The organism is Flagellimonas algicola (assembly GCF_005937185.1).
GTDB lineage: Bacteria > Bacteroidota > Bacteroidia > Flavobacteriales > Flavobacteriaceae > Flagellimonas > Flagellimonas algicola.
The window spans coordinates 1,005,561-1,018,710 of sequence record NZ_VCNI01000001.1; the positions used below are offsets into that span (position 1 = coordinate 1,005,561).

12 protein-coding genes are annotated in these 13,150 nt (G+C 43.0%); 8 read left to right on the forward strand and 4 right to left on the reverse strand.

Annotated elements, in window-relative coordinates:
* Positions 1–22: 22 nt before the first annotated feature.
* Positions 23–1,297 (reverse strand): serine hydroxymethyltransferase, encoded by a 1,275-nt coding sequence (gene glyA / locus FGG15_RS04365; protein WP_138833591.1) that lies wholly within the window; start codon positions 1,295–1,297, stop codon positions 23–25.
* 251 nt (positions 1,298–1,548) lie between these two features.
* Here glyA and FGG15_RS04370 point away from each other — a divergent pair, with 251 nt between their 5' ends.
* Positions 1,549–2,754 carry a hypothetical protein gene (locus FGG15_RS04370; protein ID WP_138833593.1) on the forward strand — a complete coding sequence of 402 codons (1,206 nt, stop codon included), beginning with the start codon at positions 1,549–1,551 and terminating at the stop codon, positions 2,752–2,754.
* Between the two features lie 76 nt (positions 2,755–2,830).
* On the opposite strand, the gene ytxJ is transcribed toward FGG15_RS04370, so the two are convergent.
* Positions 2,831–3,220, reverse strand: coding sequence for a bacillithiol system redox-active protein YtxJ (gene ytxJ / locus FGG15_RS04375; RefSeq protein WP_138833595.1), 390 nt, complete (start codon positions 3,218–3,220; stop codon positions 2,831–2,833).
* Between the two features lie 144 nt (positions 3,221–3,364).
* On the opposite strand from ytxJ, the gene clpB reads away from it, so the two are divergent.
* From clpB to FGG15_RS04400, 5 genes are all read left to right on the forward strand, one after another.
* Entirely contained in the window at positions 3,365–5,965 is a 2,601-nt protein-coding gene (clpB, locus tag FGG15_RS04380; protein ID WP_138833597.1) for an ATP-dependent chaperone ClpB, read from the forward strand.
* A gap of 152 nt (positions 5,966–6,117) precedes the next feature.
* Positions 6,118–7,431, forward strand: coding sequence for a gluconate:H+ symporter (locus FGG15_RS04385; protein ID WP_138833599.1), 1,314 nt, complete (start codon positions 6,118–6,120; stop codon positions 7,429–7,431).
* A gap of 5 nt (positions 7,432–7,436) precedes the next feature.
* Positions 7,437–7,904 (forward strand): RidA family protein, encoded by a 468-nt coding sequence (locus FGG15_RS04390; protein ID WP_138833601.1) that lies wholly within the window; start codon positions 7,437–7,439, stop codon positions 7,902–7,904.
* A 51-nt stretch (positions 7,905–7,955) separates the two neighbouring features.
* Complete coding sequence (locus tag FGG15_RS04395; RefSeq protein ID WP_138833603.1) at positions 7,956–9,020, forward strand: dipeptidase; 1,065 nt, start codon at positions 7,956–7,958, stop codon at positions 9,018–9,020.
* A 72-nt stretch (positions 9,021–9,092) separates the two neighbouring features.
* Entirely contained in the window at positions 9,093–9,689 is a 597-nt protein-coding gene (locus tag FGG15_RS04400; RefSeq protein ID WP_138833605.1) for a TetR/AcrR family transcriptional regulator, read from the forward strand.
* A 12-nt stretch (positions 9,690–9,701) separates the two neighbouring features.
* Here FGG15_RS04400 and FGG15_RS04405 read toward each other — a convergent pair whose 3' ends face one another.
* Complete coding sequence (locus FGG15_RS04405) at positions 9,702–11,267, reverse strand: PorP/SprF family type IX secretion system membrane protein (protein ID WP_138833607.1); 1,566 nt, start codon at positions 11,265–11,267, stop codon at positions 9,702–9,704.
* Between the two features lie 80 nt (positions 11,268–11,347).
* On the opposite strand from FGG15_RS04405, the gene FGG15_RS04410 reads away from it, so the two are divergent.
* A complete protein-coding gene (locus FGG15_RS04410; protein WP_237561744.1) occupies positions 11,348–11,875 on the forward strand; it encodes a SixA phosphatase family protein in 528 nt (175 codons plus the stop codon).
* On the opposite strand, the gene FGG15_RS04415 is transcribed toward FGG15_RS04410, so the two are convergent.
* Complete coding sequence (locus FGG15_RS04415; RefSeq protein WP_138833611.1) at positions 11,876–12,616, reverse strand: DUF6503 family protein; 741 nt, start codon at positions 12,614–12,616, stop codon at positions 11,876–11,878. It lies immediately after the preceding gene.
* Positions 12,617–12,684: 68 nt separating this feature from the next.
* Between FGG15_RS04415 and smpB the strand changes: the two genes are divergently transcribed.
* The gene (gene smpB, locus FGG15_RS04420) at positions 12,685–13,146 is read left to right on the forward strand and encodes an SsrA-binding protein SmpB (RefSeq protein WP_138833613.1); all 462 of its coding nucleotides are present in this window, start codon (positions 12,685–12,687) and stop codon (positions 13,144–13,146) included.
* The last annotated feature ends 4 nt before the right edge of the window (positions 13,147–13,150 follow it).

A 13,150-nucleotide genomic window follows, 5' to 3' on the forward strand; every position in this document is an offset into this window, starting at 1 on the left:
GTAAAGAAACTCCTTGTCCAGTTTAAGCACTGAACAATGGTCTTGAATGCATGAGGTCATGCACCTTTTGCTTTATACCCGCTATGCTATTCTCGTTGGTAGCATCCATAAGTACCTCATCTATGTAACCCACAATGGTTTCCATATCAGCTTCCTTGAGTCCGCGAGTGGTTACCGCAGAAGTTCCAAAACGTATTCCGGAAGTTATAAAGGGTGATTGATCATCAAAGGGAACCATATTCTTGTTGGCGGTAATAGCTGCAAGTTCCAACGCCTTTTCGGCATCTTTTCCGGTTATGTTCTTGTTCCTTAGGTCAATGAGCATCATATGATTGTCTGTTCCACCGGAGATTACTTTGTAATCCCTGGCCACAAATGCCTTGGCCATGGCCTCCGCATTTTTCTTTACTTGGATAATGTAATGCAAGAAGTCATCCGTAAGGGCTTCACCAAAGGCTACCGCCTTGGCCGCTATGGTATGCTCCAAAGGCCCTCCTTGGTTGCCCGGAAAAACCGCCAAATCCAAAAGGCCTGACATTTTTCTCAAGTTGCCATTCTTTAATCGAATACCGAACGGGTTTTCAAAGTTCTCTCCCATCAAGATGAGCCCCCCTCTTGGTCCGCGTAAGGTTTTGTGAGTGGTTGTGGTCACAATATGGCAATGCGGAATGGGATCGTTCATAATACCCTTGGCAATCAAGCCAGCTGGGTGGGAGATATCTGCCACTAAAATGGCATCAACGCTGTCCGCTATTTCCCTAAACCGTTTAAAATCCATGTCTCGTGAGTAGGCAGACGCCCCTGCGATGATCAGTTTGGGTTTTTCTTTATCTGCAACTTCTTGGATTTTATCATAGTTCAACATCCCAGTTTCCTCATCCACCCCATAAAAAACGGGGTTGTAGAGTTTTCCGGAGAAATTCACTGGGGAACCGTGGGTCAAATGCCCTCCATGGGAGAGATCAAACCCTAAAATGGTATCACCTGGTTGAAGACAGGCGTGGTACACCGAGGCATTGGCCTGGGAACCCGAATGTGGCTGTACATTGGCATAGGCGGCACCAAACAATTCTTTGGCCCGATCAATGGCCAATTGCTCAACCTGATCCACTACCTCACAGCCTCCGTAATAGCGCTTTCCAGGGTAGCCTTCCGCATATTTATTGGTAAGTACCGAACCCGCAGCCTCCATGACTTGGGGGCTTACAAAATTTTCGGAAGCAATCAGTTCCAAGCCTTCCAGCTGTCTTTCTTTTTCGTCTTCAATGAGTTCAAAAATTCGGTGATCTCTTTCCATTTTTGCCTATGAATTTAGAAGTGCTAAAAGTACGAATAGAAAAGCTAACGGAACTGAAAAAAATTGTGCCAAAAATCAATTTTATCAAACAACAATTAACAACACTCAAGCTCAATTTCACCACTGAAAAATGACCTGCTTTTGTGCATTTCATCGATTTTATACTACCGTTGAACCTTTTTCGTTAATAATTTGAAGGTTTTTGGCACGGCTGTTGAAAAACCAACCATAACCAATAAAATCAGAAAGCCATGAAGAAAATACTACTCTTTGGTACCCTAGTACTACTTGTCGCCTGCGGAGGCGTAAAAAAGACCCAGGAAGCTTTGAATAGCGGAAATTACGTTTCTGCCATGAACAAGGCCATCAAGAATCTTTCGGAAAACAAAACCAAAAAAGGGCATCAACCCTATGTGGTACTGTTGGAAGATGCCTTTGCCAAGCATACACAGCGAGAGCTTGAACAGATTGCTTTTTTGCAACAAGATGGCAATCCGGCGAACTTGGAAAACATATACAACAAATACCTTCATTTGAAGGAAATGCAACAAAGGATAAGACCTTTAATGCCTCTTCCTATTTACGAAGAAGGCCGGGAAGCCAGGTTCAATTTCCAGAATTTCGATAGCCGAATTCTGGCTACCAAAACCAATCTTTCGGAATATTTGTACAGCAATGCCAACAATATGTTGACCAATGCCAAGGAGAAATTTGAGTACAGATCCGTTTATAGTGAATTGAAGTATTTACAGGACATTAATCCGGGTTATAAGGAAACCATTGCCAAAATGGACGAGGCCTATAACAAAGGTTTGGAGTATGTGCGAGTTGATATCGGGAATGAGACCGAACAGATCATCCCTGAGCGATTGGAGACCGAGCTAATGGATTTCAATGCTTATGGTATCAATAACTTTTGGACGGAGTTTCACACCAATCCTTTGGAAAATGTGAATTATGATTATGCACTCAATCTAAATTTCAGGGAAATCAGTATTTCTCCAGAGCAGATCAATGAAAAGCAGATCATTAAGGAAAAACAAATCAAGGACGGATTTGAATACTTATTGGATGATGACGGGAATGCCGTAAAGGATAGTTTGGGCAACCGAATCAAAGTGGATAAGTTTAGAACGGTACGATGCAATTTCTACCAGTTCACACAGTTTAAAGCCGCCCAAATTGGGGCCAAGGTAAGCTTCACCAATTTGGCTAACGGACAGGAAATCAACTCCTATCCCCTGGCTAGTGAATTTGTCTTTGAGCATATATATGCCAACTACAGAGGCGATAAAAGAGCCTTGGATACAGACTTGGTGAACCTTTTGAATGTAAGGGCCGTACCCTTCCCTACCAATGAACAAATGGTCTACGATGCTGGAGAAGATTTAAAAGCCAGATTGAAGTCCATCATAGCACAAAACCAGTTTGTGGCGGATAATCAATTCAATGATTAGAAACTGCATATTAGATACTAGATAAAGTGAGTTCGAGCGCCCAGAAAATGGGCGCTCGAATTTATTTTATTCCTTCCTAAACCACTTCCTTTAAATCCGTATCCGCGATTGCTCCATGCGAGGTATGGAAACTTGCCTCCCCATTTTTTATGATCAGTAGCTGTGGGGACTGATGCCTTACCCGGAATTTACTTTCCACCGCATTGGACACCCCTCTGTGCGCGTGCAAATCCAAAAAGTAGATATCATTTTCATCACCCAAATCATAGCTTCCGGTAAACATATTCAAAACCATTCGGCTAATACCACAAGTAGTGGAATGCTTAAAAATGATTTGAGTCCGGGTTTTGGATTTTTCCACAATCGTTTCCAATTGCTCCAAAGATTCCAAAGGAATCCATGGTACTTTTGAACTTGTCTTTTCCTTTTCTTCCTTTTTCCCAAATACGTTACCGAATAATCCCATGCTGCAAATTTATAAGTTATGTCGAGCTTGGGCAAAAAGCTTACAAACTGACGAAATGTCCTGTGTTTTTAGGCTTTTAGCGACATTTTGACCGTCTGGAACAAATGGTAGGGTTGTTGACAATCCCTATACAAAACGATTGAGATGAACTTTAACAACTTTACGATAAAATCACAGGAAGCCCTACAACAGGCTCAACAGCTTGCGCAGGAAATGGGGCATCAACACATAGAAAACGAACACCTTTTCAAGGCCATTGGTCTTGTAGATGAAAACGTTCTGCCCTTCATTTTAAAAAAATTGAACGTGAACACTTCCTTGCTTGACCAAATTTTGGACAAGGAATTGGAGAGCTTCTCCAAAGTTTCAGGTGGTGACATTATGCTCTCCCAAAATGCCGGTAAATCTTTGAACGAAGCCAATATTGTTGCCAAAAAGATGGGCGATGAATTTGTGTCCATTGAACATCTGCTCTTGGCAATTTTCAAGTCCAAAAGCAAGATTGCCCAAATACTCAAAGATCAAGAGGTAAGCGAAAAAGACTTAAACGCTGCAATCCAAGAACTGCGAAAAGGGGGAAAAGTTACCTCCCAAAGTGCTGAGGACACCTATAATTCTTTGGATAAATACGCCAAAAACCTCAACAAGTTGGCGGATAATGGAAAGTTGGATCCCGTAATTGGGCGGGATGAGGAAATTCGGCGGGTATTGCAAATTCTTTCGCGTAGGACTAAAAACAATCCCATGCTTGTGGGGGAACCTGGTGTTGGTAAAACCGCCATTGCCGAAGGCTTGGCACATAGAATTGTTCAGGGTGATATTCCAGAAAATCTAAAAGACAAGATTATCTATTCCCTGGATATGGGAGCCCTGATTGCAGGAGCCAAATTTAAAGGAGAGTTTGAGGAGCGCTTAAAAGCCGTGATCAAGGAAGTAACTTCTTCTGATGGGGACATTGTATTGTTCATTGATGAAATTCACACCTTGGTTGGAGCTGGAGGTGGTCAAGGTGCCATGGACGCGGCCAACATCCTAAAACCTGCTTTGGCCCGTGGGGAACTGAGGGCCATTGGTGCCACTACCTTGGATGAATACCAAAAATATTTTGAAAAGGACAAGGCCTTAGAACGCAGGTTCCAAAAAGTGATCATAGACGAGCCCGATACCGAAAGTGCCATCTCCATTTTGAGGGGAATCAAGGAAAAATATGAGACCCACCACAAAGTGCGTATCAAGGATGAGGCGGTCATCTCTGCGGTGGAACTGTCACAGCGCTATATTACCAACCGCTTTTTGCCTGATAAAGCCATTGACCTTATGGATGAAGCGGCTTCCAAACTTCGGATGGAAATCAATTCCAAACCAGAGGAACTGGATGTGCTGGACCGAAAAATCATGCAGCTGGAAATTGAGATAGAAGCCATCAAACGCGAAAACGATAAGGCCAAGTTGCAAACCTTGAATCTGGAACTGGCCAATCTGAAGGAAGAGCGTAATGAAATCTTTGCACAATGGGAAAGCGAGAAAAGTGTGGTGGACAATATCCAAAAGACGAAACAGGACATTGAAAATTACAAGTTGGAAGCGGAACGTGCCGAACGTAATGGAGATTACGGCAAAGTGGCCGAGCTGCGCTATGGTAAAATCAAGGAATCCCAAGAAAATCTTCAAAAGTTACAAGATGAACTGGCTGCTCAACAAACCGCAGGCACCTTGATCAAAGAAGAGGTGACCAATGAGGATATTGCAGAGGTAGTTGCCAAATGGACTGGGATTCCCGTAACGAAAATGTTGCAGAGTGAACGGGAAAAACTATTGCAGTTGGAAGACGTACTCCACAAGCGGGTAGTTGGTCAAGAGGAGGCCATTACAGCTGTATCCGATGCCATACGAAGAAGTCGGGCCGGCTTGCAAGATGCTAAAAAACCGATTGGTTCGTTTTTGTTTTTAGGAAGTACCGGGGTGGGAAAAACGGAGTTGGCCAAAACCTTGGCGGCCTATCTTTTTGATGATGAAAATGCCATCACCCGCATTGATATGAGCGAGTACCAGGAGCGGCACGCCGTAAGTAGATTGGTAGGAGCACCCCCTGGATACGTGGGCTATGACGAAGGAGGTCAGTTGACCGAAGCGGTACGGAGGAAACCTTATTCTGTGGTGCTTTTGGATGAAATAGAAAAGGCCCATCCGGACACCTTCAACATTTTATTGCAGGTTTTGGATGAAGGTAGACTCACAGACAATAAAGGTCGGGTAGCGGATTTTAAAAATGCCATCATTATCATGACCAGCAATATGGGAAGTCCAATCATCCAAGAAAAATTTGCGGATGCAACAGATCTGAACAATGCGGCTGAGGCAGCCCGGGTGGAAGTAATGGGATTGCTACACAAAACCATTCGTCCAGAGTTTTTAAATAGGATTGATGATATCATCATGTTCACTCCTTTGGATAAATCCAACATCAAGGAAATTGTTCGTCTTCAATTGGATCAGCTCAAGAAGTTGGTATCCAAACAACATATTACTTTGGATGCCACCGAAGAAGCGATTGATTATTTGGCGATCAAAGGGTATGATCCGCAATTTGGAGCAAGGCCGGTAAAACGATTGATTCAGAAAGAAGTTTTGAACAATCTATCCAAAGAACTGCTGGCAGGAAAAATTCAGGCCGAAAGTATAATACTTCTGGACTCCTTTGATGATAAATTGGTTTTCAGAAACCAAAGTGAGCTGGTAAATTAAGCTAGCCGCCGCTTATAAAAAGCCCCAATTTTCTTAAATATTGGGGCTTTTTAGTTTGTTCAAATTATTCCAGATAATCACAAAATAGCATACATCTGAACACAATATCTCATAGCAAATCTTTATTTTAGGGGCTTTTATAAAATCCAGCCATGCCAATAATTATTGCCGTTCTAGGCATTTTAATCCTGTTTGTCCTAATAGCTCGAGTTAAATTGAATGCCTTTTTGGCGTTCATCATAGTCTGCCTTTTTGTTGGAATCTTCCAAGGGATGCAGCTTCCGGACATTGTCAGTTCCGTACAGCGAGGTATTGGAAATACACTAGGTTTCCTTGTCCTGATTCTGGGTCTGGGAGCCATGCTGGGTAAATTGGTTGCCGATAGTGGCGCCGCCCAACGAATTACCACAAGACTAGTGGATGTCTTTGGAATTAAAAATGTGCAATGGGCCATGGTGGTTACCGGATTTATTGTGGGAATTCCCATGTTCTATTCCGTAGGCTTTGTGATTTTGATTCCTCTGGTTTTTACCATTGCCATCTCAACGGGTTTACCACTGCTTTATGTGGGCCTCCCCATGCTGACTTCCCTTTCAGTGACCCATGGATATCTTCCTCCCCACCCTGCACCAACAGCCATTGCTGCCATGTTCAGTGCTGATATTGGAAAGACCTTGATGTATGGAATTATCATTGCAATTCCCGCCATACTGGTAGCAGGACCCTTGTTTGCCAGAACCATCAAAAATGTAGAGGCCAAACCCCTGAAAGAATTTTATAATCCCGTTTTGATTCCTGAGGAGAAATTGCCTTCCACAGCCATTAGTATATTGACCGCACTTTTACCCATCATTTTGATAGGCCTTGCCATAGCGGCCGAAAATCTGCTGCCCGAAGGAATCCTGAGGGACATTATGATGTTTCTTGGTAATCCCGTGATTGCCTTGCTCGTTTCTGTTCTGATGGCCATATACACCCTCGGAATTGCAAGAGGCAAGGACATGAAAACGGTGATGCAGTCCATTTCCACATCGGTGTCCACCATTACCATGATTTTATTGATTATTGCCGGAGCGGGTGCGCTTAAAGAGGTTTTAATAGATAGCAAGGTTAGCGAATACATAGCTTCCAGCTTGGAAGGTTCGGCCGTATCCCCCTTGGTTTTGGCCTGGTTGATTGCCACTGCCATCCGGGTTAGCGTAGGTTCTGCTACCGTAGCCGGACTTACTGCAGCAGGCATTGTTTTGCCTTTGGCTTCCAGCGCCAATGTAAGTGCTGAACTCATGGTTCTCGCCATCGGTTCTGGTAGTTTAATGCTGTCCCACGTCAACGACACCGGATTTTGGATGTTTAAAGAATATTTCAACCTTTCTGTAAAAGAAACATTGTCCACCTGGACCGTGATGGAAACCTTGGTGGGTATTATGGGATTATTGGGTGTCCTGGCAATGAATATGATAATCTAAATACTATGACCACATTACCTTCGGAACGATTAAAAGAACTAGGCCTGGTACTGCCACCCGCACCACCGCCAGCTGGGGTTTACAGACCTATTTTGGTCGTGGATAATTTCCTGTACGTGTCTGGCCAAGGTCCTGTAAATCTGGATGGGTCGCTTATGATAGGGCGAGCAGGAGATGATTTGGACAAAGATGCCGCTAAATTGGCTGCAAGACAGGTTGGTTTGACCATGTTATCCACAATCACCACACACTTTGGAAGCTTAGATCGCATTGAGCGTGTGGTCAAAGTATTGGGGATGGTCAATTGCACACCAGATTTTGGGAAACAACCTTATGTGATCAATGGTTTTAGCGAGCTTATGGCCGATGTTTTTGGAACCGAAAACGGCATAGGCGTTCGAAGCGCTGTGGGCATGATGCTTCCTGAGAATATTCCTGTGGAAATTGAGGCCATGTTTCAACTAAAGAGCTGATGCCTTGCTTTTTGAAAAGATGCATTTCAATATTTAATACAACACACTTTCATGCTCATATTTGATGCGCACTTGGATCTAGCCATGAATGCCCTGGAATGGAACAGAGATCTTCGACTTCACGTTTCCGAGATTCGTGAGCTGGAAAAAGGACTGACAGACAAACCCGACCGTGAGAAGAACACTGTTTCCCTAGAGGCGATGCGAAAAGGAAATATTGGACTCTGCGTAGCAACACAGATAGCGCGCTTTTCCGACCGAAACAATCCACTGCCCGGTTGGAATTCCCAACACCAAGCTTGGGCACAAACCCAGGGACAGCTTGCCTGGTACCGTGCCATGGAAAAGGCCGGTGAAATGGTTCAAGTTGCGAATCTTCAGCATTTGAATGCCCATTTGGAATTATGGCAAAATAAAGAAGGTCACAAACCCATTGGTTATATACTTAGTTTGGAAGGCGCTGATTCCATTGTGGACATGGGTTATCTAGAGCAAGCCTATGCATCCGGGCTTAGAGCCATTGGACCTGCACATTATGGCCCTGGGGTGTATGCCCATGGAACGGATTCTGTAGGAGGTATTGGTAGCAAGGGAAAGGAACTCCTGAAAAAAATTGAGGAGTTGAATCTTATTCTTGATGCCACCCATTTATGCGATGAAAGTTTTTGGGAAACCATGCAATGCTACAATGGACCGGTATGGGCCAGTCACAGTAATTGTAGAGCATTGGTAAACCACAATCGGCAATTTTCCGATAATCAAATTAAGGAATTGATACAACGCAAGGCAGTTATCGGGATGCCGTTGGACGCCTGGATGATGGTTCCTAATTGGGTGCGCGGTAAGTCAAACCCTAAAACTATGGGGGTAACCCTTGAACATATGATTGACAACATAGATCATATCTGCCAGCTGGCGGGCAATGCGAACCATGTAGGTATTGGTACAGATCTGGATGGTGCCTTTGGCAAGGAACAATCCCCTTCAGACTTGGACACCATAGCTGATTTGCAGCAGGTTCCAGAGCTATTGTCTAATAGAGGATACAATACCGAGGCCATTGAAAATATTATGAGCCAAAACTTTATAAACTTTTTACAGCGGGTCTGGAGGTGATGTTAAAAAATTCCGCATGTTGATACCCAACAGTATATTTTTATATATTAGCTAAGACCAACTAAACCCAAAATGTCTACCAAAGCCGAACGAACCACAGCTTACATCATAGAGACAGTTGCGCCCATATTTAACAAGTTTGGTTATGTGGGAACCAGCATGAGTGATCTTACCGAAGCAACTGGACTTACCAAGGGAGCCATTTACGGAAACTTTGAGAACAAGGAATCCCTTGCTATGTCTGCCTTTGAGTATAATCGCAACCATTTATTGGCAATCATAGATGATAAATTGGCCGTCGAAGGAAGTTCCATGGATAAAATCCATTCGCTGTTGCGGTTTTATAGGCAATATGATGTGTACACCTTGCCCATGGGAGGATGTCCTATAGTAAATGTTGGAGTAGATGCGCAACACAACAACCACTTGTTGTCGGCTGCCGTTAAGGAAACCATTAAAGAAATTGAAGGCAAGATTGCGTTGGTTTTGGAAAATGGCATTAACCATGGGGAAATCCACCTACCCGTCCCCCCACTTCAATTTGCCAAACAATTGTTCACCATGCTTCAAGGTGCAATTACCATGTCAACTATGACCAGGGATCGTAAGTACTTGGTGAATACTATTGCGTATTTGGAACAGTTGGTGCAGCGGGAAATCAAAAAATAAAGAACCTGTTCCTTATTTTGCCCGCACTCTAAAAATCCAGGTCTTGTCCGGATACTTTCCATCCAACTTACTGTCTCGTGCCCTACGGGCCTCATTCATAGTATTGTAACGACCTAAATACACGTACCTATATTTATTCAAAGCCCTAAAGAATGATTTAGGATTCAATCCATCCTTGGTTAGTTTGGTCATAAAGGCGTCATGGTATTTCTTGGTTCCAAAAACATTGGCAATTAGATAAAATCCGGGTTCAAGACCATCAGCACTGGTGACCTCTTCATATTTTTCGTTGCCTTGAAGTTCTACCTTTTCATTTTGAACTTTGGCTATACTATCCTTCCGTCTTTGTTCTGCCAATAATCTGGCAGTATCCAGTGCGGCAGCAGCAATGGAATCCTGTTTTTTCTTCGCTTCCACGGCCGTGCGTTCCTGTTCTTTGCGTTTTAGTTCAGCTGCCAATCTATTTTCCTCCTCCAATTGTCTTCTTTCTTCATCTTTAAGTTTTCTGTTTTCTTCCTCTTGTTTCCTATTTTCTTCTTCCTGCCTTTTGTTTTCCGCTTCCTGTTTTTGGTTCTCTAATTCTTGTTTTCTGACTTCCTCCTCCTGCATGCGTAGGCGGGCAAGTTCATCATCATTTTCCCAATCAAAGTCAACTACTTTTTTCCGATTATCTGATGCTGCTCCGTGATATGAGAGAATGAGTTCAAATGTGGATTTCTCGTCCCTTAAAGTATTGTCTGTTCCTTTTTCTATGAGGCCACCAATAGAAAATTGATTTGCAAAGGTTACTCCTACTCCTCCAGAGATGCCATAAAAACTATTATATCCACCTTGAACCCAAAAGCTTGAAGTGGAGAGTAATCCATTGATCCCAAACTGAGTGTCTCCATCCGGAACTGACTTTAAATATAGTAACGGTCGCACGAAGCTTTGACCCAGTCCGTTGAACAAAGAAACGGGAAAATCGTTGCTGATGGTACCTACAACAGCAGTTCCTCCATCTCCCCTACCTGAGGCGCTCTCAGAAAAATTTACGTCAATGGCATTTTCTATGGACAAACCCAAATTAAACTGGTTTACCTGCAAACGAACTGCCGGTGAAAAAGTCAGAATAAAGTCATTGGTAGTTTCCAACTCAGGCAATTCAATATCTGGATTGGGAATAAAGCGATCGTCCGCGAGTTTTTCCCTAAAACCAAACATATTGGCTCCCACAACTATTCGAATGTTGTTTTCCAAAGGGAAAGCATGCACATAGTTCAGGTTCAAACCTGTATTCAAAAAAGTCCCCGTGTTGTGTTGCAAAAATCCAACCCCAGCTGCTGCATTGGAGTTTATGAGTTGGGTGTAATTCGTAAAAATAGTGGTAGGGTCCCCGTCAACTGTCTGCCATTGCCACCGTGTCCAAATGGACATGGCATTGGGCCTGTTCCAATCCAAGGCAAAGGTGGGGTTCAAGAGGCTGGCGTTAAATTGACTCAGGTTGTGCTGCCGAAAATCAGCAGGCAAGGTGCGTTCCTGCGATCTAAGAATCGACACAGGAAGCAGCAGTAATAGCCATGCCAAATGTTTGAGCATACGATAAACTGAAATTTAAACGTTACTTTTAAACACAACAAGTGTAAAATTCAGGGAAACTTAGATCAGTATTTATGCGAATGACCAAGCTTATTATCGCCATTGCATTTTGTTCTATTGCAGCTGTTGCATGCAACGAGACAACTAAAGATATGGAAATTACAGAAGATCCCGTTATTTCCACATTTTATTTTATACGGCATGCGGAAAAGGACAGAACCGACCCCGAAAATAGAGATCCTGAATTGAATCAGGATGGTTTAAACAGGGCCATTAAATGGGCCGAGGTGTTTGATCCTATTGATTTGGATGCCGTATACTCCACAAATTATGAACGAACATCCATGACAGCGGCGCCAACCTCTGTAAAGAAAGATATTCCCATCAAGTACTACGATCCGGCTTCATTGGATATCGAGGCGTTTAAAAATTCCAACGAAAGATTGAATGTGCTAGTTGTGGGACACAGCAACACCACCCCTGATTTTGTCAATAAAATGTTGGGGGTTGATAAATATCAACCTATGGATGACTCGGATAACAGCAGTCTTTTTGTTATTCGCATCATTAATGGGGAAGCCACAGATATCCGTTTGCAGATTGACTAGTCAGGGAGTAACTTCAATGTCAACAAGTTCAATTTTGGACAGAAGCTCCAAACCGTCTTTTTCAAACATTTTGCCAATTTCCAACAGGGACGTTCCTTTGGTTTTGGGTTTGAGGTTATTATAATCCACAAAGCGAATTCCTTCCACGAATCTTTCATTGTACGCTTCCCTAAAACGTTGTCCTCCTCCATCGGTGTGATAGTCATAGGCCAAATAATCCACCTTAAAAGTTTCGGTGTTAAACCAATAGATATAGGTGTCATCAAAGTCCTTACCTCCCCCTTCTTGATCAAAGGTTACTTTTAGCTTAAAATAAGGCACCCCCTTGATGGCTTCAGTTCCCAGTAGCTCTTTGTGCACCGCCTTGTCGTTCAAACCATAGGGCAATCGTGCAAAATAATGTACGGAGTTTACGGAATTTGCGTATTTGAAAGCCAGAGTATCGGGTAAGGATACTAGGGAATCATTGAAATAGCGTTTCAAATCCGAATTGGTCTTGACATCCTTGATTGTTACAGAATCCAAGAAGGTGATACGTTCCAACAGCTTCTTACCATTATCAATCTGCGAACTGTATTTTCTACCCCTGAACTTAAATGATGTCCTTTGGGTTTTATACAGTTGTCCCCCACTGATTTCAATGGACTTGTCTACAATTTCTTGGGCTGTTAATTGGGTTTTGGCTTGTTGTTTACAGGACAAGGTGAATACCAAAATCAATCCAAAAAAAACAGGTTTCATAAACATCGGTTTCATAGATAATCGTAAAATTCAATACAACATTACAAAGAGTTTCTATTTTTGTCCCAATGCAGAAAAACATTAACATAAAAAACAAGCGCGCCAGATTTGATTACGAAATTTTGGACACCTACATGGCTGGGATAGTTTTGGGAGGGACCGAGATCAAATCCATCAGATTGGGCAAAGCCTCGCTGTCCCAAAGCTTTTGCGAGTTCAATGAGCGTGGGGAGCTTTTTGTGATCAATATGCAAGTGGATGAGTACAGCCATGGGGGTTACTACAATCACAAACCCAAAGCGGAGCGTAAACTTTTGCTCAACAAAAGAGAACTAAAAAAACTACGTAGGGAGGTAGCCACTTCTGGACTTACCATAATTCCAATCAACCTATTTATAAATGAAAAGGGGTTAGCCAAAGTAAACATTGGTCTGGCAAAGGGTAAAAAACAGTATGACAAAAGGGAAACCATGAAGGACAGGGATAACAAACGTGATCTATCCCGCATCAAAAAAAACTTTAACAGTTAAGGGG